This window comes from Streptomyces sp. NPDC052236 (assembly GCF_044548015.1).
Taxonomy (GTDB): domain Bacteria; phylum Actinomycetota; class Actinomycetes; order Streptomycetales; family Streptomycetaceae; genus Streptomyces.
Map to the genome: position 1 here is coordinate 53200 of NZ_JBIUBL010000012.1, position 19252 is coordinate 72451.

The 19252-nt window shown below is 68.3% G+C and carries 20 protein-coding genes and 3 pseudogenes; 12 read left to right on the forward strand and 11 right to left on the reverse strand.

Annotated features, from left to right (window positions below; translation table 11 throughout):
- The first annotated feature begins 89 nt into the window (after nt 1–89).
- The gene (locus ACIHCQ_RS20785) at nt 90–674 is read left to right on the forward strand and encodes a hypothetical protein (protein ID WP_399664068.1); all 585 of its coding nucleotides are present in this window, start codon (nt 90–92) and stop codon (nt 672–674) included.
- A 375-nt stretch (nt 675–1049) separates the two neighbouring features.
- On the opposite strand, the gene ACIHCQ_RS20790 is transcribed toward ACIHCQ_RS20785, so the two are convergent.
- From ACIHCQ_RS20790 to ACIHCQ_RS20805, 4 genes are all read right to left on the reverse strand, one after another.
- Nucleotides 1050–1814, reverse strand: a complete 765-nt coding sequence (locus ACIHCQ_RS20790; protein ID WP_399664070.1) for a pirin family protein — start codon at nt 1812–1814, stop codon at nt 1050–1052.
- Between the two features lie 43 nt (nt 1815–1857).
- Complete coding sequence (locus ACIHCQ_RS20795; protein WP_399664072.1) at nt 1858–2046, reverse strand: hypothetical protein; 189 nt, start codon at nt 2044–2046, stop codon at nt 1858–1860.
- A 232-nt stretch (nt 2047–2278) separates the two neighbouring features.
- Nucleotides 2279–2620 (reverse strand): GNAT family N-acetyltransferase, encoded by a 342-nt coding sequence (locus ACIHCQ_RS20800; protein ID WP_399664074.1) that lies wholly within the window; start codon nt 2618–2620, stop codon nt 2279–2281.
- A 10-nt stretch (nt 2621–2630) separates the two neighbouring features.
- Nucleotides 2631–3611 carry a pirin family protein gene (locus tag ACIHCQ_RS20805; RefSeq protein ID WP_399664076.1) on the reverse strand — a complete coding sequence of 327 codons (981 nt, stop codon included), beginning with the start codon at nt 3609–3611 and terminating at the stop codon, nt 2631–2633.
- Between the two features lie 124 nt (nt 3612–3735).
- Here ACIHCQ_RS20805 and ACIHCQ_RS20810 point away from each other — a divergent pair, with 124 nt between their 5' ends.
- The 7 genes and pseudogenes from ACIHCQ_RS20810 to ACIHCQ_RS20840 form a co-directional block, all read left to right on the forward strand.
- Complete coding sequence (locus tag ACIHCQ_RS20810; RefSeq protein WP_399664077.1) at nt 3736–4224, forward strand: carboxymuconolactone decarboxylase family protein; 489 nt, start codon at nt 3736–3738, stop codon at nt 4222–4224.
- Between the two features lie 157 nt (nt 4225–4381).
- Nucleotides 4382–4507, forward strand: coding sequence for a hypothetical protein (locus ACIHCQ_RS20815; protein ID WP_399664079.1), 126 nt, complete (start codon nt 4382–4384; stop codon nt 4505–4507).
- Between the two features lie 67 nt (nt 4508–4574).
- Nucleotides 4575–5078: a hypothetical protein gene (locus ACIHCQ_RS20820; protein WP_399664081.1), complete on the forward strand. Its 504-nt coding sequence runs from the start codon at nt 4575–4577 to the stop codon at nt 5076–5078.
- 147 nt (nt 5079–5225) lie between these two features.
- Nucleotides 5226–5651: an SsgA family sporulation/cell division regulator gene (locus ACIHCQ_RS20825; RefSeq protein ID WP_399664083.1), complete on the forward strand. Its 426-nt coding sequence runs from the start codon at nt 5226–5228 to the stop codon at nt 5649–5651.
- A gap of 435 nt (nt 5652–6086) precedes the next feature.
- Nucleotides 6087–6362 (forward strand): helix-turn-helix domain-containing protein, encoded by a 276-nt coding sequence (locus ACIHCQ_RS20830; RefSeq protein WP_399664085.1) that lies wholly within the window; start codon nt 6087–6089, stop codon nt 6360–6362.
- Nucleotides 6363–6957: 595 nt separating this feature from the next.
- Nucleotides 6958–7161, forward strand: a complete 204-nt coding sequence (locus tag ACIHCQ_RS20835) for a hypothetical protein (protein ID WP_399664087.1) — start codon at nt 6958–6960, stop codon at nt 7159–7161.
- Between the two features lie 245 nt (nt 7162–7406).
- Nucleotides 7407–7454 (forward strand): annotated as a pseudogene (locus ACIHCQ_RS20840) (hypothetical protein); the annotation flags it as partial.
- An 82-nt stretch (nt 7455–7536) separates the two neighbouring features.
- Here the strand turns inward: ACIHCQ_RS20840 and ACIHCQ_RS20845 are convergent.
- Nucleotides 7537–9204, reverse strand: a complete 1668-nt coding sequence (locus ACIHCQ_RS20845; protein ID WP_399664088.1) for an MFS transporter — start codon at nt 9202–9204, stop codon at nt 7537–7539.
- A 458-nt stretch (nt 9205–9662) separates the two neighbouring features.
- Between ACIHCQ_RS20845 and ACIHCQ_RS20850 the strand changes: the two genes are divergently transcribed.
- Together ACIHCQ_RS20850 and ACIHCQ_RS20855 are read left to right on the forward strand one after the other, a co-directional pair.
- Nucleotides 9663–10760 carry an LLM class flavin-dependent oxidoreductase gene (locus tag ACIHCQ_RS20850; RefSeq protein ID WP_399664090.1) on the forward strand — a complete coding sequence of 366 codons (1098 nt, stop codon included), beginning with the start codon at nt 9663–9665 and terminating at the stop codon, nt 10758–10760.
- 1 nt (nt 10761) lies between these two features.
- Nucleotides 10762–11179: pseudogene (locus tag ACIHCQ_RS20855) on the forward strand (NAD(P)H-dependent oxidoreductase); the annotation flags it as partial.
- Between the two features lie 281 nt (nt 11180–11460).
- Here the strand turns inward: ACIHCQ_RS20855 and ACIHCQ_RS20860 are convergent.
- The 6 genes and pseudogenes from ACIHCQ_RS20860 to ACIHCQ_RS20885 form a co-directional block, all read right to left on the reverse strand.
- Nucleotides 11461–11649: pseudogene (locus ACIHCQ_RS20860) on the reverse strand (hypothetical protein); the annotation flags it as partial.
- A gap of 495 nt (nt 11650–12144) precedes the next feature.
- The gene (locus ACIHCQ_RS20865; protein WP_399664092.1) at nt 12145–12861 is read right to left on the reverse strand and encodes an acetate uptake transporter family protein; all 717 of its coding nucleotides are present in this window, start codon (nt 12859–12861) and stop codon (nt 12145–12147) included.
- A gap of 247 nt (nt 12862–13108) precedes the next feature.
- Nucleotides 13109–13846, reverse strand: a complete 738-nt coding sequence (locus ACIHCQ_RS20870) for a YoaK family protein (RefSeq protein WP_399664094.1) — start codon at nt 13844–13846, stop codon at nt 13109–13111.
- Nucleotides 13827–14351, reverse strand: coding sequence for a DoxX family protein (locus ACIHCQ_RS20875; RefSeq protein WP_399664096.1), 525 nt, complete (start codon nt 14349–14351; stop codon nt 13827–13829). The genes ACIHCQ_RS20870 and ACIHCQ_RS20875 overlap by 20 nt, the downstream gene beginning before the upstream one ends.
- A 53-nt stretch (nt 14352–14404) precedes the next feature.
- Complete coding sequence (locus tag ACIHCQ_RS20880; RefSeq protein WP_399664098.1) at nt 14405–15067, reverse strand: hydrolase; 663 nt, start codon at nt 15065–15067, stop codon at nt 14405–14407.
- Between the two features lie 133 nt (nt 15068–15200).
- Nucleotides 15201–17090: an amidohydrolase gene (locus tag ACIHCQ_RS20885; protein ID WP_399664100.1), complete on the reverse strand. Its 1890-nt coding sequence runs from the start codon at nt 17088–17090 to the stop codon at nt 15201–15203.
- Between the two features lie 403 nt (nt 17091–17493).
- Between ACIHCQ_RS20885 and ACIHCQ_RS20890 the strand changes: the two genes are divergently transcribed.
- Both ACIHCQ_RS20890 and ACIHCQ_RS20895 read left to right on the forward strand, forming a co-directional pair.
- A complete protein-coding gene (locus ACIHCQ_RS20890; RefSeq protein WP_399664102.1) occupies nt 17494–18465 on the forward strand; it encodes an alpha/beta hydrolase in 972 nt (323 codons plus the stop codon).
- Between the two features lie 41 nt (nt 18466–18506).
- Nucleotides 18507–19238, forward strand: coding sequence for an alpha/beta fold hydrolase (locus tag ACIHCQ_RS20895; protein WP_399664105.1), 732 nt, complete (start codon nt 18507–18509; stop codon nt 19236–19238).
- The last annotated feature ends 14 nt before the right edge of the window (nt 19239–19252 follow it).

Below are 19252 nucleotides of genomic sequence, written 5' to 3' on the forward strand. Positions count from 1 at the left end.
ATCCCAAGCCGCCATGCGCACAGCCCCCCAACAGGGATTCTTTGCGGCTCCCCGCCGCCGGCGGGGCGGCGTCAGCTTGGATCACTCTCTTGACCACCGAGCACTACAATCTCCAGAGTGCGCGTGCCGGCACAATTGGTGAGGCCAACGGTCGCGCCAGCATCTTCCTGGGGGCGGTGTCGGCCGCCCTTATCGCCCTCGGTTTCTACGGCCATGCAGAGCGCGGCGCCGGCACCACCATCTTTCAGATGGTGGTGCTTTCATCTTTGGCCTTCCTGGGCCTCGTGACCTTCGTCCGATGCCTGGAAATCTCCATTGACGATTGGCATTTCTGCCTCCGGATCACGCAACTGCGCGCGATCTACACCGAGCTGGTTCCGGAGCTGGCGGAGGCTCTCCGCGCGGTCGCGGGATCAGAACAGGCCGTGGTCATGTTGACACCGCGCCTGCGGCCATTTCAGCGGATGCTCAGCGTTGCCGGCAGCATCGGCGTCATCACCAGTGTCATCATCGGCGCGGACGCAGGCGTCTTGGTCTACGGCGTCGGCGCTCCCCTCGCTGCCGCTCTTCCGTCCGGAGCTGCGATCGGATTGATCATGGTTTGGGCCAGCGTACGTTTCCAGAGTGCTCGCTGGAAGGGTGCCACTGCCACAGGAGCCGCTCCGCCCGAATAACAAGGGGGAAGGCGTTGGCCGGTGCGGGCGAAGACTCCATCTGGGATACGGCTCCGTGGTGTTTCACCGCGCTGCTGAAAAAAGGCGCGAGAGCCGCTCGACCGGCACCGGTCCGCCTCGGCGCCGGCGTCGACACCTGGCGGGAGCGCTGCAGGACACGTGCCCACCTGGCGGTCGACCCCCGGCAGTCAGCTCTCGCCGGCCGGGGAGTGGCCACTTGGCCGATGGGGCTGCCACCTGGCGACCCTGCCCTTACAACGCTGCCCATTCCGGCGGTGCGCCGCGCGCACCTGGCAGGGCTCCCGACTTGTCACCGTCGCTGCCGCTACGCAGTAGCGCCACCCTCTGGCCGCCCGCTGAGTGGCCTGTGCGCCGCTACCAGCCTCGGACGGTGGCGTGCATCTCCCACACGAGGATCTCCGCGCCCGCAGACTGTTCGGCCGTGATGCGCTGGCCGCCGGTCGCAGTGAAGCGCACCGCGTCACCCTCCTGGAGTTCTCCTGTGCCCTCCAGGACGACATTGCCTCTTGGCACGTACAGATGGAGGAACGGGGCCTCGGGCAGCGCAACCGAGCCGCCCGCCGAGAGCCGGGCGGCATGCAGTGCGGCGTACTTGTTCCGGATGCGGATGGCGGTGGTGCCGGAGTGCTTGTCCATGCCGGAGGCGACTGTGGTCAGACCGCCGCGCAGGAGCTCGTCGTCGATCTCCAACTGCTCGTATCCCGGGGGGATCCCGGCCTCGTCCGGTACGATCCACATCTGCACGAAGTGCACCGGGTCGCTATGAGTGCTCCCGCCCTCCAGACGCCACGAGTCGTTCTTCTCCGAGTGCAGGATCCCCGTTCCCGCACTCATCCTCTGAGCCAGACCGGGGTAAATCAATCCGGAATGTCCGGTGGAATCCTGGTGCACCAAAGACCCCTGCAACACCCATGTGACGATTTCCATGTCCTGATGGGGATGAGTCTCGAAACCGGTCCCTGCTGTGACGATGTCGTCGTTGCTCACCAGCAGAAGACCGTGATGGGTATTTTGCGGGTCGAAGTGACGGGAAAAGGAGAAGGAATGTTTGGAATCGAGCCAGGACAGGTTCGTTTTGAAACGTTCCCGGCCGCGCCGCACATCGACGGTCTGCTGCATGGCTGAAGTCAACGTCGGCCCCCGTCAGCAGGAATGTGAGTGGTCACAGCTTGGCCCTCGAAAGGCTCGGAACGGGGATCTCGGGAACGTGGTCGACGGAGGACCGGACATGGAGCTGAATGCAGTGCTGGTCGGCAATCTCGGCGCAGATCCCGGCCACTTGCTCACAGAGAGGCCCCCCGAGGTCCGCTGCGGCCAAAGCCATGATCATCTTGTACTTGAGATCCTCCACTTTTCCTCCCATGCTGCCGGCTCATCAGATTCACGCTAAGTGAGCCCTCTGTGCCTCGCCAGCCGAACCGTGGCTGGCATGCGGACGAGTCGGCCGGAAGGGTGCCCGGGGGGAGGGGTGTCAGCGGTTGCTGTGGACGCCGGGGGCATGCCGAGGGCGGTCAGGGCGCCGATGACGCCATGGCGATGATGGCCAAGCGGGCATGGACGAGACATTCCGACAGCATGGGTGGTCAGTGCGGCAGCACGGTGTGCAGCCACTGCAGGACTTCGGGGGTCACCGGGTCGGTGATGTCGGCGAACTGGTCGTGCTTCTTGAGGAACTTCGCCACGTAGGGGCACACCGGCACGATGCGCTTCCCGGAGGCACGCACGTCGGTCAACGCCTGCTGCACGAGGAGCGAGGCCAGGCCCTGCCCGGCGAAGGCGTCGTCGATTTCGGTGTGGTAGAAGACGCGCTGACCGTCGCGGTCGCGGTACGCGGTGAAGCCTGCGGTTTTACCGTCGCCCAGGATTTCGTACCGGTGCTTGGAGTCCACTTGCTGGACAGTTGGAGCGGCGGCGGGCTGTGTCATCGTATGCCTTTCAGTGGCGCGTCGGGTTTTTGCGCGGTGTGATGGTGGCGTTGGGAAGTGCGGGCGCGGGAAGACGGTCGCCGTCGTAACCATCGACCCTGCCCAAGCGGTCGGATGCGTTCTGCCACGCCTCCCGGGCCTCGACGATGTCTTCGTGGCTGCGGCCGATGAAATTCCACCACATGACGATCTGTTCCTCGAACGGTGTCCCGCCGAGGAGGACCGCCCGAGCAGCGGTGTCCGTCTCGTTCGTCAGCGTCAGTGTGGTGTTTCCCGTGCCGAGGTAGCCCAGCTCCGCCGGGTGCAGGAGTGTTCCGGCCATGCGGACATCCCCGTGGTCGACGAGAAGGCCGTGCTCGAAGCCGGGGTCTGTTTCGAGCGTGGTCGTCGAGCGCGGCTCAAGGACGAGTTCGGCGCCGAGCAAGGGCGTGAAGGTCCGCACCGGAGAGGTGTCACCTGCCAGTGACCCCAGGAACACGCTGACCTCGGCGCCGCCGACCCGGATCGGGCGCGGGACGTAGTGCCGGAAGTCTCGGCCGGTGTGCCGGTGCTCTTCGGGAAGCGCCACCCACAACTGGACGCCGTGCAGGATGGTGGTGCGTGTGGTGGAGACTTCGGAGTGGCTGATGCCGTACCCGCTCGTCATGAGGTTCAGCTCACCGGGCCGCACGAGGGCATGGCTGCCCATGCTGTCCCGGTGCTCGATCTCCCCGCTGAACAGCCAGCTCACGGTCTGCAGACCGGTGTGCGGATGGGGCGCGACGTCCATGCCGCCCGTGCCGGCGACGTCGTCGGGTCCGTAGTGGTCGACGAAACACCAGGCCCCGATCAGCGTCCGGGCCCGCTGCGGCAGCGTGCGCCGCACCGTCATCGCCCTCGGACCGCCCAGGGGGACGTCCCGCGCGGAGAGGACGTCGACCTGCGCTACCTGCTCGCCATGGTCCGAGGCCGCGCAGCGCAGTTCGGTGGGATCTTTCTCGACGTTGCTCATCGCACACCTCTCTCACCCGGGGTGGTTTTATGTTCAACGATTATGCCTGAGGATGGGCGGGTGTGCCCTGTCAGGCGCACGGCAGAGCGATCGAGGGCCGGTGCGGCCCGTGAGGGAGTCCAGGTTGAGTGACACGGCAGCAGGCCCCGTGAGCAAGCGGGTCTTCGTCGACAAGCAGAGCCCGAAGGCGTACCACGCGTTGGTCGAGACAGCCGAAGCGGTCCGCGCGGTCGCCGCCGACGCGGGCCTGGACCGCACGCTCGTAGAACTGATCAACCTCCGCGTCTCACAGATCAACGGCTGCGCCTACTGCCTCAACGTGCACACCCGGGCCGCGCTGCGCGCGGGCGAGACCACCCAGCGTCTGGGCGTGCTGGCCGCCTGGCGTGACACCGAACTGTTCACGGCACGGGAGCGCGCGGCACTCGCCTTGGCCGAGGCGACCACCGCCCCCGCGAACGCCGTCGTGCAGGAGAGCGCCTACGACGCAGCCCGCCAGGTCCTCACCAACGATGAGATCTCCGCGGTGATCTGGGTAGCGATCACCATCAACGCGTTCAACCGGGTCTCCGTCATGAGCAAGCATCCCGTGCGCGGGATCCCTCAGCAGTGATCCGGTTTCACCCCTTCCGGGTGCCGAGACACCAGTCGTGCGCGCGCTCATCTCCAATCGAGATAACTGAGGTCCCGAACCATCGCACCAGGTGAGGAAGAGCGACTGTGCTTCAGCCCGAGCCGGGATGCTCGGCTCACCCCTCAAGAAGGTGCACATGGCCGCATCATCCGACACCTCCGAACCCCGCGCCGGTCCGCGACCGCGTCGGATCGCCCTCCTCTACTGGACCACCAAACGCCGGCAGCGGGCGGCGGCGAAGCCGAGCACAGCAAGCCCGTAACGCTGGGTAACAATTGGAGCCACGTAAAGTCATGTCGGGGCGCGAGATCCGAGGAGGTGAACTGCCGATGGAGCCTGTGAGGTTCGCGGTCCTGGGGCCGGTCCTGGTCCAGCGGGCGGGGGTGGAGTTGCCCCTTGGGCGTCCGCAGGAAAGGGCCCTGCTGGCACTGCTGTTGGCGCGAGGAGCGCAGCCGGTCGCCGTGAAGGAGATGGTCGACGTTCCGTGGGGCGGACGCCCACCGCACAGCGCGGTCAACGTGATCCGCCGGAATGTCGGGTCACTACGCCGCCTTCTGGAGCCCGGACTCCCCACCCGTGCCGTCAGCCTTCGGCTGATACGGGACGCGGGCGGATATCGGTTGGCGGCCGACGGCGACTCCCTGGACCCCATGCTCCTCCGCATCCAGGGCATGGGCAAGCTCCGCTACGTCGTCGAGCAGCCCTTCTCCCTGCTCCATCAGTTCAAACGGCTCGCCGTGCGATGGGAACGCCGCACCGAACTCCACGACGCGTTCGTATCCCTCGCCTGCAGCCTCGTCTGCTGGAGACGACTAAAGAAACGCCGACCATGATCGTGTTACGAGCTCATAGGGTGAAACGTGAGCGCGGTTCTTTCTCGGGCTACATTCCGTGCATTCTTCGGCAAGATGCAGCTGCTGTCGGGTTCTAGGGTCATGCACAGAAAATCCGCTCCTGCAGCCATTGTTGGGGACCCGAAAATGACTCAGCCTCTTCCCTCAGTCATGTGCGCGGTGACGGTGCACGTCAACGTCCCGGGCGAGCGGCAGGTGCCGCTGCCCGCGGAGCTGCGCTACGACATCACCGACCCCTACGCCGTGCAACTTTCCCTCGGCGCACCCGCTGCCAGACCCGTTGACTGGCTGTTCGCCCGCACACTGCTCATGGAAGGCCTGCGTCGGCCCACCGGTACCGGGGACGTGCTGGTGATTCCTCGGCACCGTTGCCATCCGGACTCCGTGCGCATCGTCCTGAGGTCCACCGCCGGCGTGGCGCTGGTCGACATCGCGGTGTCAGCGGTCACCGCGTTCGTGCGGCAGACCGTCTCGCTGGTACCCCCAGGGACGGAGAGTCTTCATATCGATATGGACCGCGCCGTCGCCGAGCTCACGGGCAGGAGGGACTGACACGCACTCGACCGGCCGGAATGCGGCCCAGGCACTGCCCGGAACGGCTGGGCGGCCCGCGCTGTGCCCTACCGGAAAGATCAGTGCGCTCTCAGTTCACATCTGTCCCAGCAGTCACGGTTCCACCGCCCAGGCATCGGCAGCGACGCACTGCAGTCGCTGGCCGACCGGCTCGCGGAGGACCTCGGCTGGTCTGTAGTCGTCGACGATCCTCTGTCCGGATGATCTGTACGAGCTGGTACTTCGGTGACGAGGACCCCGTGCGGGTCCGCAGCCTGCGGCAGGGCTGCGCGGACGACGAGGTCATCCGATTCGGGCTCGCCCAGGGGTGGCCCAATGGTCCAAGCCGGGCTTCATCAAAGGCCGGGACGACATCGGACTGCTCTCTCGCTACGTCGCCCCGCTGCGGGAGGGACAACCTTCTCGGGCCTGCTGATGGTCGTCGACGCGCATGAGACGCTGACACCGCGGGAGATCGACACCATCGCGGAGGCGGCCCGTGCCATGGCTGCTCAGACGTATCTCGAGGTCCTCGGCACCTTCCTCGAACCGTCGGCGGCACCCGTGGTCGTTGCCCGGCTGCGGGAGACCCTGCGGTGCTTCCGGGAACACGCCGGGTCGATCCCCCGAACCGCGGAGGCGCTGCAGATCCACCGGACCTCGTTGCACTACCGGCTGCGGCAGATTCAGGAGATCACGGGTTGGACCTGACAACGGCGCCCAACGGCTCATCCCGCACACGGTCTGCGGATCGAGGAACTCCTCGCCCAGGAGGCCCACGACATCGCGCCTGAGAGCGCCTCCACGGCGTGCCCATCGGCCCGCGGATTTCCATAGAGCGTTTCCACAGAGCGGTTTTCTACAGAGTGATGAAACCTGCCTGGCAGATCCCTACGTCGCGCGGTGGTGCCGCTGTGTCCCGGCAACCGACAATGGAGTAACAGGGGTACCCGGAGAGTCGGTTCTTGTCGATATTCGGTCGCCGAAGCGCCACTCGACGCCTGTCGCGGAAGCCGAATATCGAGGAGGCGATCCGCCATGGGGGCAAGCCCCGTCACGGTTACCGCATCGCCCGCCTGGCACACGATGTCCTCGAATTCGTCGATTACTTGAAGCTGGACCGTTTCGACGCCCTCGGGTGGTCGATGGGCGTGACGGACGCGTCCCCGTGCTGCCCTGGCTGTCGGACACGTGCGATGACGAACTCCTGCTACGTCGCCATGCATGTCCACGGCTTGGTCGCGGCCGTCCGCGACGGAGGCGAGGTTTCCTGGAACCCGGCGACATCGTCTTCTGCGGTCCGGGCGTGCGCGACTCCCTGCGCTTCGGCGACCACTTCCGGATGATGGTCTTCCGTGTGCCGCGTCGCCGCCTGGAGATTGCCGAGTCCGACCTGCGCCGGGCCATGGGTGTGCCCCTGCGCTGTGGGGACGGTGTGGGGGCGCTGGTGTCGAACTTCATGTCCGTGCTTGCCTCCTGGGGCGGAGTTCCACCAGTCGCGCCTCGGTGACCGGCTCGCCCGCAAAGCCGTGGATCTCCTCGCCGTACTCGTCACGGAGTCCGTCGGGGTGGATTGGCGGATCCAGATCTGTGTCCGGCGTCGATCGCGCTCGCACACCGCATCTCCGTCCGCTGTCTGCACAAGCTCTTCCAGAGCGAGCGCACGACACTGAGTCAGTGGATACGAGGGCGCAGGCTCGACGCTTGCCGACACGAGCTCGGCCGGGCACCGCATCGAAGACTCACCGGGCCGCCGTGGCGCATCGCTGGGGTTTTATCAACTCGTCACACTTCAGCCGGGCCTTCCGGGACGCCTACGGCATGTCACCCAGCGAGTGGCAGGCTTTGGCATCGTCGGACACCGCCGCCCCCGTTCCTGCCGGGTCTACCGGCGAGCACCGGGCCCCGAGGTTGTCGTCCCGTAGTCCGGCTCGGACACCACGGGTCCCGCAGAGGCGTCGAAGGCATGGGTCACCTCCGGTGCCGTGCCCTCCACGAGCAGTCGGCGGGCCCGCTCCTCGTAACGGCGGTCGGTGCCCGTGAGCCGGCTGTGGTGCTGGGCGAGATGCTCCGACCAGGACGCGACCAGGTAGTTCTCGATGAACCGACCCAGTTCGTTGCCGTCCTGGTAGAGACCCCACGTGAGGGCTCCCGTTCGCCGCCGTGACCGGGCCACATGGGCCATGCAGTCGGTGAACGCGGCCCTGTTCCCGGCCGCGACACGGTACGAGACGGAGACCAGCACGGGGCCGTTGGCCGGTCCGGGCTCGAACACCAGAGGCGGAACGGGCCAGTGGTCGGACAGAGTCGGGTCGATGCCGTCCGTGCCATGGAGCGGCCACCGGCGCACACTCGCCGCGCCCGCCAGCAGCAGGCCACTGCCGGCCAATAGGGAGACGGTCAGCCCCAGCCCGTCGGCCAGTGCACCCCACAGGGGTGCCGTCAGTGCCTGCCCGCCCTGGAAGACCAGGAGATAGACGGCGAGTGCCCGGGCCCTGACCCAGCCGGGGAGCCGTGTCTGGACGGCCGCGTTGAGCGTGGACAGCACGCCGATCCAGGCGAGACCGGCGGGCAGCAGCGCGACCGCCGCGAGCCATGGGATGCGGACCGTGGCCAGTACCGCCAGGACTCCGGCGAAGACGAGGGAACCCGCAGCGAGAGTGCCGTTGACGCCGAGAACACGACGGATCGCGGGCAGCGCGAAGGCCCCGCCCACCGCACCGACGCCGACCGCGCCGAGCAGCAGCCCGTACCCTCCCGAGCCCAGGCCCAGGGAGCGGCTCGCCACCAGGGGAAGCAGCGACCACAGTGCGGCGCCGCCGGGGATGAACAGGACCGTGCGCAGCAGAACTCGGCGGACGCCCGGCGCGTTCCACACGTAGCGGCGGCCGGCGTGCAGAGCCGTCAGGAGCTTCTCGCCCGGAGCGGTGGGCAGTTCTGTCGCAGGCCGCCGCCACAGCATGAGGACGGCCGCGATGCCCAGGTAAGAGGCGGCGTTGAAGGCGAAGACCCAGCCGGCGCCCGCCGCCGCGACCACCGCTCCGCCGAGTGCCGGGCCGAGGGCGCGGGCCAGGTTCATGTTCACGGCGCCGAGCGCGGCCGCCTGGCCCAACTGGTGGCGTTCCACGAGCTCAGGCTGGATCGCCTGCCAGGCCGGGCCCATCAGGGCGGTGCCGCATCCCAGCAGGAAGGTGAGGCCGAGCAGCAGACCCGGGGTGAGCGCGTCCGCGAACGCCAGCACGGTCAGCGCGGTGGAGACAGCGAGCATGGCGAACTGGGCGGCCAGAAGCACCGTACGACGGTCGTAACGGTCGGCCAGCACGCCCGAGGGCAGGGCCAGCAGTACGAAGGGGAGGCCCGAGGCGGTCTGCACGAGCGTCACGAGGGCGGCGTCGTGCCCGATCAGCAGCCACTGGGCGCCCACCGTCTGCATCCAGCTGCCGATGTTGGAGACCAGCTGCGCGATCCACAGCGCCCGGAAGACTCGGGCCGCGAGCGGGGCCCAAGCCGAAGCTGCCCCCGCTGGGGCTTTCGGTGAGGGTGCGGCGCTCATGCGGTTCCATACCGATATGGGAGCGGACATCTTGCTCCGGCGGTGTCTCGGGGTGTTCGGCATAGCCGAGAATCACGGTAGGGGCGGTCGGCGCGTGTCCGTTGACTGAGAGTGCACGGCCTCTGGTCCCACAGCGCGCGGAAGACGGCAGACCGAGAAGTCTCCACGCCTCTCCATGCCGTCCGTGCAGCCGGTCGCGGCCGACACCTCCGACGGCAGGGCATCCGAGCCGGAGCTTCGAGCTCCGCCCGGGAGACGTCCTGCCTGTGGTCGGAGCCTCTCCGGCATTTCCTTGTCCTGCGACGCACGGCTGAGGATTCGGAAACTTCGACCCGTTGGCCAGGACACGAGAGGAGGACGCTGTGGGGCCCGTTCCCATGCACGCACAGTCATCCCAGCCATGCGATGGACTCCTACCGTTCGAGGACCACACGGTCACCTCATTAACTGGAGGAGCCATGCAGTTCGGGATATTCAGCATCGGCGACGTCACACCGGATCCGACCACGGGCCGTACGCCGACCGAGCGTGAGCGCATCAAGGCGATGGTCGCCATCGCGCTGAAGGCCGAGGAGGTCGGCCTGGACGTCTTCGCGACCGGCGAGCACCACAACCCACCGTTCGTGCCCTCGTCGCCGACCACCATGCTCGGCTGGATCGCCGCGCGGACCGAGAGGCTGATCCTCTCCACCGCGACCACCCTCATCACCACCAACGACCCGGTGAAGATCGCCGAGGACTACGCGATGCTCCAGCACCTGGCCAACGGGCGCGTGGACCTCATAATGGGGCGCGGCAACACCGGACCCGTCTACCCGTGGTTCGGACAGGACATCCGGGAAGGCATCAACCTCGCCATCCAAAACTACGGCCTGCTGCACCGGCTGTGGCGCGAGGACGTCGTCAACTGGGAGGGTAAGTTCCGCACGCCGCTGCAGGCGTTCACGTCCACGCCCCGCCCGTTGGACGGCGTGCCGCCGTTCGTCTGGCACGGCTCCATCCGCTCTCCTGAGATCGCCGAGCAGGCCGCCTACTACGGCGACGGCTTCTTCCACAACAACATCTTCTGGCCCGCCGAACACACCAAGCGGATGGTCGAGCTGTACCGGACCCGGTACGCGCACTACGGGCACGGCACGCCCGAGCAGGCCATCGTCGGCTTGGGCGGGCAGGCGTTCATGCGCAAGAACTCCCAGGACGCCGTGCGCGAGTTCCGGCCGTACTTCGACAACGCGCCCGTCTACGGGCATGGCCCGTCGCTGGAGGAGTTCGTCGAGCAGACCCCACTGACCGTCGGCTCACCTCAGCAGGTCATCGAGAAGACGCTGAGCTTCCGCGAGTACGCCGGCGACTACCAGCGCCAGTTGTTCCTGATGGACCATGCCGGACTGCCGCTGAAGACCGTCCTTGAGCAGATCGACCTGCTCGGCGAGGAAGTCGTACCGGTCCTGCGCAAGGAGCTCGCCAAGGGCCGGCCTGCGAACGTGCCAGGCCCGCCGACCCACCAGTCCCTGCTTGCCGCCACCTCGGAATCGGAAGAGGACACCGTTGTGTGAAGCTCGTCGTCGTCTCGGCGGGCTGAGCACGCCCCTCCACACGGAAGCCGACGTCATCGAGCTTCGTGCCCTGGCCGTCGCCATCGCCAACAACCTTGTGACCGGTTTCCCGCCGCCCAGCGCTCCACCGCGATCGAAGCGGTCACGGGCACCAGACGGGTTGGTCGCCGTGACGCCGGTGTTCTCCGCGTCGTACAGCGGGCTTTCAAGTCCTTCTTCGACCTGATCGATCCGGACGCCCTCACCGCAAGCCGGTGCTGATTGCGGCGACCGGGGGCACCGCCCGGCACTCGCTGGTGCTGGAGCACCCCTGCGTCTCCTCTTCGCCTACCTGCGCGCCGCCATCGTCCCTACCGCGGTCTACGCCCCGTCCGAGGACTGGGGGAACCGGCAGCCACGCGCACACGGAGGGCCTGCCGTAGGCACCCATCGCCGAAACCGAAGCCGCTGCGGGCCAGGATGGCGTACAGGGTAGCGGAGGGAAATGCGGCTGGGCGTGTGGTCTGCCAGATGCGCCCGCATGCATGTGACGATGCGGACACCGAGCGTCTCGTGGAGGGGTCCAGCTGCGAGGTCCGCCCTGTCCGCCTCTGCGGCGATCACCGCTCGGATGAGTTCCGTGCTGGAAGCGGCGAGCAGGCGAGCGGCGGCTCCGTCATGGAGCCGGGATTCGCGGCCACCTGCGCGAGACCGCCCGCTGTCAGCCCGGCGACCGTGCCGTCCGCTCCCAAGGTTCGCGCAACCGCCCTGGCGAACCGCGGTGCGGCAGGGCGATGTCACGTAGCGTGATGCGGAGAAGACCCATGTCCGCACGGTGGCCGTGGCGCAGCGTGTACGGACGCCGCGTGTCGTAGAAGGCGATGTCACCGCGGCGCAGCAGGGCCTCGGCACGCCTTTGGCTTGCCTACGGTGTCTGACTGCGGTGCAGGCGCCGGGTCATGGAGCCCTCGTACGCCACTGCGGACCGCCAAGGACTCCTTCGCCTCTCTGGGAGCCGAACCGTGGCACGAGCGCGCGTGCCAGGAACTCAGTTCCGCCGGCGAGGCCCTCGCACCATCGGAGCACATCTGTACCGGATCTACCCGAACTCGGGGATCATCTCCCGTGGCCAGTTGTGGGCGACTCGGTCTGCACGGATGAGAAGGAGCGGCCGACGGGCCGACTCTCTCGCCCACGGCGATCCGCCCGCCCGTGGCGTGCCAGATAAACATGGCGTGATCACCAGCCGTGTGGGGTGGGGCTCGTTGTGCCTGCACGAAGGCGGCGGGCATGTCGGTCGCTGCGCGGCATCCCTCGACCGAGCCGTGGAGGGATCTGACGCCCGGCTCCCTGCTCGGCCCTCCACGCCCGCCTGTCCGGTCCTCCAGCTCGATCCGCTCGGCGCTCAGAGGGTGCGCCGCACGCCCGCCTGGCGTTCGAGGTTGCGCAGTTGCACGGTCAGGTCGCCTTCCACTGCGTCGTACGCCGGGCCGCGACGTCCGATGGGCAGGACTTCCTGGCCCCTCATGTCCTCCAGCATGAGCGCGAACGCGGCATACATGGCCACACCCGCGAGGAGCAGTCCGAGGGCCCCGGACACATAGCCGAGCCATGTGGCACCGGTGAGGTTGAAGAGCGCCGCGACCGCGAAACGCGGCACGGCCACGCACAGCACGAACCACATCACACGCTTGCGCTGCGCGACGGTCGCCATCAGGAAGGCGAATACGGCGAACACGAGGTTGAGCACGCCGAGCACCTTGGCGCCCGCCGGCGGGTCGAGGGCCAGCACCAGGGAACTCGCCAGCCAGGTTCCGGAGAAACACGCCATGAGGGTCGCCGCGAGCACGTCCCTCGCCCCGAACGCCAGGATGCTGACGATCATTTGCAGGAGGAAGGCCGGCAGGATCGTGAGGGCGACCGCTCTGTGAGCGTCGTCACCGAAGAAGCCCAGTTGCATGCTTCCGACGATGATCGAGGCGATGGCCACCGCGAAGAAACCGACCGGCATCGGGGAGGCGATAGGGCGGAGGTTGATGCGGGTCATCGAACGCAGGTCCGGTTCGAAATGCCTACCGGCCGGCTCGGCCCGCTTCGGGGATGATTCAGGACTGGTGCTCATGGTGGCTTCTCCTGTGAATCATGGTTGCAAGGGGCGGAGGGGCGAGCCGGGTCCTTAGCGCCAGGCACTTAGCCGGGTGTTCCGGGCCGCCTACGGCGTGTAGATCTTTCCGCCGGTGACGGCGGACCCTGATGGACGCGGTCTCGTCGGGTGTGGTGACGAGACCGCCGCTGGGGTCACGGTGGTGACCCCAGCGATCGCCGGATCGGTGAAAGCGAATGGTCTGCCGAACGGGCTGGTACGGAACTCAGGGCTGCGGCCGGATCCAGGCGGCATCGGCGGCCGAGAGGCGGTACGTGGTCACGGATGTGGCCACGAGCAGCAGCAGGGCCAGCCCCAGGGTGAGGGTGAGGTGACCGTGCAGGACGAGCAGGCCGCCAACGAGGGCCCCGAGGAACATGGCCAGCACGGACAGCATCCGGCGGCCGGGACGTGGTGCCGCACCGCCGGCCAGGGTGGAGTCCGCGGCCATCCCCGTCAGGGTCAGGGTCAGGACGGTCGTGGTGAGGTCCGGAACGCCGAGGCGCCGGGCGACCGCGTTCTGCAACCCCATGCCGAGCCCGAGAAGCACGATCAGGGCGTACTGGACCTCGACGGTGACTCTTCCGTACATGGCCGCGGCCGTGATCACGGCCGCGGCCATGAGGATCGCCTGGATGGCCGTGGCGATGCTGAGCAGGTGCCCGCGGTGCGCCGCGAACCGGACCGCGAGCCGGCCCCCGGCGAGAGCGCCGGAGAGGAACGCGGCCAGCGAGACGACGGAGGCGAGCGCGGACAGGTTTTCGTCGCCCGCCAGGGCGAACCCGAGGAAGACGATGTTGCCCGTCATGTTGGCGACGAAGACGTGGCCGAGCGCCAGGTAGCTCACGGCGTCGACCAGGCCGGTGACCACGGTCAGCGTCAGCATGAGCGGCGGCAGCGGCCCGTGCCGGTCCCCCTTGGGCGGTACCAGCGTGCGTGCCGCGTCAGTCAGCAGCCTGCGCACGCGCGGCTCTCCCTCCGGTGGTGGACGGGCGGTGCAGCACCACACGGGTGAGCAGACCGGCGGCCAGACCGGCCGCGATCGCCGCGACGGCGACCCACAGCGGCCAGGGTGTCAACCCCAGGGCATGGTCGGCCGACCACTGGCCGGGGCCGGTGAGTGCCAGCGCCGCGCAGACGACGACGAGAACCGTCGGGTACTCGTAGCCGTCGTTCTGCACCCAGAGCCCGTTGTGCCACTTGACGGTCGCGGCGACCGTCATGACGCCGATGGCCGCCATGACCGCCATCGGCGTGAGTGCCCCGGCCGCCAGGAACAGACCGGCGCCGATCTGGCCGGCGCCCGCGGCGAGCGCGGTGAGCCGGCCGCCGCGGAACCCGTCGTGGCGGAACTCCTCCGTTCCACCCGCCAGGCCGTGGCCCCCCAGCCGGAAACTCAACTTCTGCACTCCGTGGCCGGCGATGAGGAGGCCCGCCACCAGCCGGAGGACCAACAGCCCAGTGTTCATCGTGTTCCTGTCCGTTCCTGACGTTCCGGTCGTTGCCGTGGGTGACGAGCGAGTCAGCCGGCGGCGTGGGCGCCGATCACGGCCTGCGCGTAGACCACCCCGAGGCCATAGACACCGGCGTGCTCCTTCACGACCTCCATGACCGCGCCGTATGTCTCCGCACGGGCCCAGTCGCGCTGCAGCTCCAGCAGAACCTGCACCCAGGTCACCGGAACCGCTCCGACCTGGACCATGCGCTGGATGGCGTGCTCATGGGCCTGCGGGCTGACCCCGCCGGACGCGTCGGTGACCACGTAGACCTCGTAGCCCTGGGACAGCGCGGAGAGCGCGGGCAGTACGACGCAGACCTCGGTCCACAGCCCGGCCAGGACGAGCTTCTTGCGGCCGGTCGCCTTGACCGCCTCGACGAAGGCGGGGTCCTCCCAGGCGTTCATCGTGGTGCGGTCGATGATCTTGTTGTCGGGGAAGACCGCCGCCAGCTGCGGCATGATCGGGCCCGAGAAGGACTCCGCGGCCACCGTGCTCAGCACGGCCGGAACGTCGAACGCCTTCGCGGCCTTCGCCAGACCCACGGTGGAGTTGATGATCGCGGTGCGGTCGCCGCTGCCGGTGCCGAAGAACATCTGCGGCTGGTGATCCACGAACAGGACCACGCAGTTGTCGGGGGTCAGCAGGTCGGGGCTGGGAGCCGCGGTGACCTCGTTGATGTCGACCATGAGAGTGCCTTTCGTTCCATAAGTGATTCCGCGGACGGCTGTCCGCGGCCGTGGGATCAACCGCCCGGCGGGCGGCTGGACTTGAGGTGGTGTCCCGGGAGGGACGGCCGGGGGCCGGGTCCCTCCCGGGAGGTCACAGCACGAAGCAGGGGTCGAAGACCGTGCTCGCGGTGTCCGGGGTGAGGCCGCGTCGGGCGCGCCACTGGCGGTGCTGCTCCGACTCGGCGACGGCCTGGCCGAGCAGCTCCGCCTGGCGGGCGCCGTTGAGGCCCGTCCCAGGGGTGGCCTGGTAGCCGCCGAAGTGTGCCACCGGGCTCCAGGCAGGGCTGACGGGAGGCAGTTCCTCGTCGAGGCCCTCGTACTCGGCGGCGGCGTAGACGATCCGGCCGCCGGTGACCGTCAGCAGCGCCTCGATGTGCGGGATGTCCTGCTCGGGCACCGTGAAGTAGTCCTCGGACAGGATCGCCAGGTCTCCGAAGGAGCCGGGGCGCAGTACGCCCTTGACGTCCGCCTCGCCGGTCAGCGCGGCGCCCGCCTGGGTGAACATCGCCAGCGCGGTCTCCCGGTCGACGCGGTTGTGCGGCGGGCGGATCGTCAGGTCGCCGACGGTACGGCCGCTGACCAGCCAGTGCAGGGCGACCCAGGGGTTGTACGAGGAGACGCGGGTGGCGTCGGTGCCGGCGCCCACGGTCAGGCCTCGATCCAGCATGGCCCGGATCGGCGGTGCGTCCGCGGCGGCGCCGGTGCCGTAGCGGCGTACGAACGCCTCGCCCTGGAAGGACAGCCGGTTCTGGACCGACATCGCTCCGCCGAGAGCGGCGATGCGGTCGAGACTGTCCCGGGAGGCGGTCTCCGCGTGGTCGAACAGCCATCGGTTGCCGGCCGGGAAGAGTCCTTCCGCGGCGAGCTTCTCGAATACCGCGAGGTCACGGCGGATGGTTTCGTCGTAGGTGGCGTGCAGCCTGAATCCCCACCCGTTCTCCATGAGCAGGCGCACGGCCTTCTCGAACTCCGCCTCGTAGTCGCGGGCGAGTTCCGGACGCGGTTGGGTGAAGTTCTCAAAATCCGCCGCCGCCCAGATCAGATTCTCTCCCGCGCCGTTGAGGCGCAGCCATTCGTCTCCGTCCTCGGGACGGGCCATTTCGATCCAGCGGGAGAGGTCGTCGATTTCCTGGCCCGGGGTCTGCGGGAAGAGATGATAGGCGATACGCAGGGACAGCTGCCCGGCCTTGGCGAGTTCGACGACCGTGCTGTAGTTGTCGGGGAAGTTCTGGAATCCCCCGGCCGCGTCGATCGCCGAGGTCAGTCCGAACCTGTTGAGTTCCCGCAGGAAATGCCGGGTGGAGGTCTTCTTGTCCTCTCCCTCCAGCCCCGGGGCCTTGGCCAGGGTCGAGTAGAGGATGAGGGCGCTGGGGGCGGCCAGCAGCATGCCCGTCGGCTCCCCGTCCCGGCCTCGTACGATCTGGCCGCCTTTGGGGTCGGGGGTGTCCTTGGTGTATCCGGCGGCCTTGAGCGCCGCCCGGTTGAGTACCGCCGACTGGTAGAGGTGCAGGACGAAGACCGGGGTGTCCGGCGCTGCGGCGTTCAGCTCGGCGACGGTCGGCAGCCGCCGTTCGGCGAACTGCTCCGCCGACCATCCGCCCACCACCCGTACCCACTGGCCCTTTGGGGTACGGGCGGCCTGCTCGTGGAGCATCGCCAGGCCCTGGCGCAGCGTGGGGACTCCGTCCCAGCGCAGCTCCAGTACATAGTTGAGCCCCCCTCGGATGACGTGCAGATGGGAGTCGTTGAGACCGGGAATCATCCGGCGGCCGAGTGCGTCGACCACCTTGGTGGCCGCACCGATGTGGGGGGCTACGTCCGAGTCGTCGCCGACGACCGTGATGACGCCGTCTCGGATGGCGATCGCCTCGGCCTGCGGGCGGCCCGGGTCTCCGGTATGGATCTTCGCGTTGCGGACGATCACGTCCGCGGCGTCGTCGGCGGCCTGAGGAACCAGCCCGCCGACCGGCATCGTAGGCATGTGTTTTACCCCTCTCACAAGACTGATGAATTTGTTTCCGTAATGGCCGGAAACCCGTCACGGGCGGGAAGCGGTTATCGGAGAAATCGGCCGGACGGAAACTCTCCGGAAGGCGAGCCCTCAGCTGCTTCGCCATCAAGCTAGTCCGACCGGACGCACGTGCATTGCCCGGCAGTGCACTGGACTTGGCCTGATAGCGCACTGGTTTCGGCGTCTCCGTAACGTCGGCGTGATCCGTCGCCGTCAGTGCGCTCTGAGGTCAGCGGTGGTGCGCTTGCGGGCCATTCCCGTCGGCGGAAAGTTCTAGCGTGGCGATGCCGGCACCGGAGGTTGCTTTCAGATCCGAGGGCCGTGCGGCCGGTGAACGAAACCGGCCTCCTTCACGCCATCCCAGGAGATTCGCATGTCCGAGACCGTCGAGCCGGTTCAGCCGGTGCTGGAGCCGGCGGCAGCCGCCTTCGCGGAAGCCACCGCCAATCCGCCGTATCTGTTCGACCTCGCCCCCGCCGAAGGGCGCAAGGCCGTCGACGAAGTGCAGTCCGGCGAGATCGAGAAGCCGGCGATCGACGAGGAGTGGATCACCGTCCCGGGCGGCCCGACGGGCAGCGTCCGGGCCCGCATCGTCAAGCCCGTCGGCGCCGACGGAACACTGCCGGTGATCCTTTACATTCACGGCGCGGGCTGGGTCTTCGGCAACGCTCACACCCACGACCGCCTGGTCCGTGAACTGGCCGTCGGCGCGAACGCCGCCGTGGTCTTCCCCGAGTACGACCTCTCCCCCGAGGCCCGCTACCCCATCGCCATCGAGCAGAACTACGCGGTCGCCCAGTGCGTCGTGAAGGAGGGCGCGTCCAAGGGCCTGGACGGTACCCGGCTGGCCGTGGCCGGGGACTCCGTCGGCGGCAACATGGCAGCCGCGCTGACCTTGATGGCCAAGGAACGCGGCGACGTCCCCCTCGTCCAGCAGATCCTCTTCTACCCGGTCACCGACGCGAACTTCGACACCGGCTCGTACCACCAGTTCGCTACGGGCTACTTCCTCCGCCGCGACGCCATGCAGTGGTTCTGGGACCAGTACACGACCGACGAGGCCGAGCGCGCCCAGATCACCGCGTCCCCGCTGCGCGCCACCACCGAGCAGCTCACCGGTCTGCCCCCGGCGCTGGTCATCACCGGCGAGGCCGATGTGCTGCGCGACGAGGGCGAGGCGTACGCCAACAAGCTCCGTGCGGCCGGCGTCCCCGTCACCGCCGTGCGCTTCCAGGCCATCATCCACGACTTCGTGATGCTCAACGCCCTGCGCGGGACCCATGCCGCCGAGGCCGCCCTCACCCTGGCCACCGGCACCCTGCGCAGCGCGCTCCACGCCGGCTGACAGCGCGCTCCACCCCTCGACAACAAGGAGTTCACTCAGACATGACCACACGACCCACCCCCACGGTCGTTCTCGTCCACGGCGCGTTCGCGGACGCGGCCAGCTGGTCCGGCGTCATCGCCGAACTTCAGAGGGACGGCATCCCCGTGGTGGCACCGCCCAACCCGCTGCGGGGCCTGGCGTCCGACGCCGCGTACATAGCCTCCGTAGCCTCCCAGACCGACGGTCCCGTCGTGTTGGTCGGCCACTCCTACGGCGGTGCGATCATCACCGTGGCCGGCACCGTGGAGAACGTCGTCGGGCTGGTCTACGTCGCGGCCTACGTCCCTGAAGAGGGCGAGAGCCTCGGCGAGATGCAGGGGCGCTTCCCCGAACCGGCGCTGGCGACCAGCCTGCACAGTGCGACGTACCCCGCCGAGGGCCCTGCGGGCACGGAGCCCGCCGTGGAGTTCACCATCGAGCAGGAGGCCTTCCCGACCGTCTTCGCCGCCGACGTCCCCGAGGAGGTCACCAAGGTTCTGGCGGTGGCGCAGCGTCCGCTGGCCGCCGGGGCGTTCACCGAACCGGCCGCAGCGGCCGCCTGGAAGACGAAGCCCTCCTGGGCACTCGTGGCCTGCGCGGACCACGCGATCAACCCCGACGTCCAGCGGTTCGGAGCCAAGCGCGCCGACTCGACGGTCATCGAGATTGACGGCGCCTCACACGCGGTCGCGGTGTCCCGGCCGAAGGCCGTCGCCAACCTGATCCGCGACGCGGTGAGCGCGACGAGCTGACCCAGCGCCCACCC

Bases quoted from the DNA above. Each gene is read 5' to 3' on its own strand.
- ACIHCQ_RS20880 (WP_399664098.1), bottom strand. From the start codon at position 15,067: ATGGTCGACATCAACGAGGTCACCGCGGCTCCCAGCCCCGACCTGCTG.
- ACIHCQ_RS20820 (WP_399664081.1), top strand. From the start codon at position 4,575: ATGGAGCCTGTGAGGTTCGCGGTCCTGGGGCCGGTCCTGGTCCAGCGG.
- ACIHCQ_RS20845 (WP_399664088.1), bottom strand. From the start codon at position 9,204: ATGAGCGCCGCACCCTCACCGAAAGCCCCAGCGGGGGCAGCTTCGGCT.
- ACIHCQ_RS20850 (WP_399664090.1), top strand. From the start codon at position 9,663: ATGCAGTTCGGGATATTCAGCATCGGCGACGTCACACCGGATCCGACC.
- ACIHCQ_RS20790 (WP_399664070.1), bottom strand. From the start codon at position 1,814: ATGCAGCAGACCGTCGATGTGCGGCGCGGCCGGGAACGTTTCAAAACG.
- ACIHCQ_RS20885 (WP_399664100.1), bottom strand. From the start codon at position 17,090: ATGCCTACGATGCCGGTCGGCGGGCTGGTTCCTCAGGCCGCCGACGAC.
- ACIHCQ_RS20800 (WP_399664074.1), bottom strand. From the start codon at position 2,620: ATGACACAGCCCGCCGCCGCTCCAACTGTCCAGCAAGTGGACTCCAAG.
- ACIHCQ_RS20890 (WP_399664102.1), top strand. From the start codon at position 17,494: ATGTCCGAGACCGTCGAGCCGGTTCAGCCGGTGCTGGAGCCGGCGGCA.
- ACIHCQ_RS20875 (WP_399664096.1), bottom strand. From the start codon at position 14,351: ATGAACACTGGGCTGTTGGTCCTCCGGCTGGTGGCGGGCCTCCTCATC.
- ACIHCQ_RS20865 (WP_399664092.1), bottom strand. From the start codon at position 12,861: ATGAGCACCAGTCCTGAATCATCCCCGAAGCGGGCCGAGCCGGCCGGT.
- ACIHCQ_RS20895 (WP_399664105.1), top strand. From the start codon at position 18,507: ATGACCACACGACCCACCCCCACGGTCGTTCTCGTCCACGGCGCGTTC.
- ACIHCQ_RS20825 (WP_399664083.1), top strand. From the start codon at position 5,226: ATGACTCAGCCTCTTCCCTCAGTCATGTGCGCGGTGACGGTGCACGTC.
- ACIHCQ_RS20830 (WP_399664085.1), top strand. From the start codon at position 6,087: ATGGTCGTCGACGCGCATGAGACGCTGACACCGCGGGAGATCGACACC.
- ACIHCQ_RS20805 (WP_399664076.1), bottom strand. From the start codon at position 3,611: ATGAGCAACGTCGAGAAAGATCCCACCGAACTGCGCTGCGCGGCCTCG.
- ACIHCQ_RS20815 (WP_399664079.1), top strand. From the start codon at position 4,382: ATGGCCGCATCATCCGACACCTCCGAACCCCGCGCCGGTCCGCGACCG.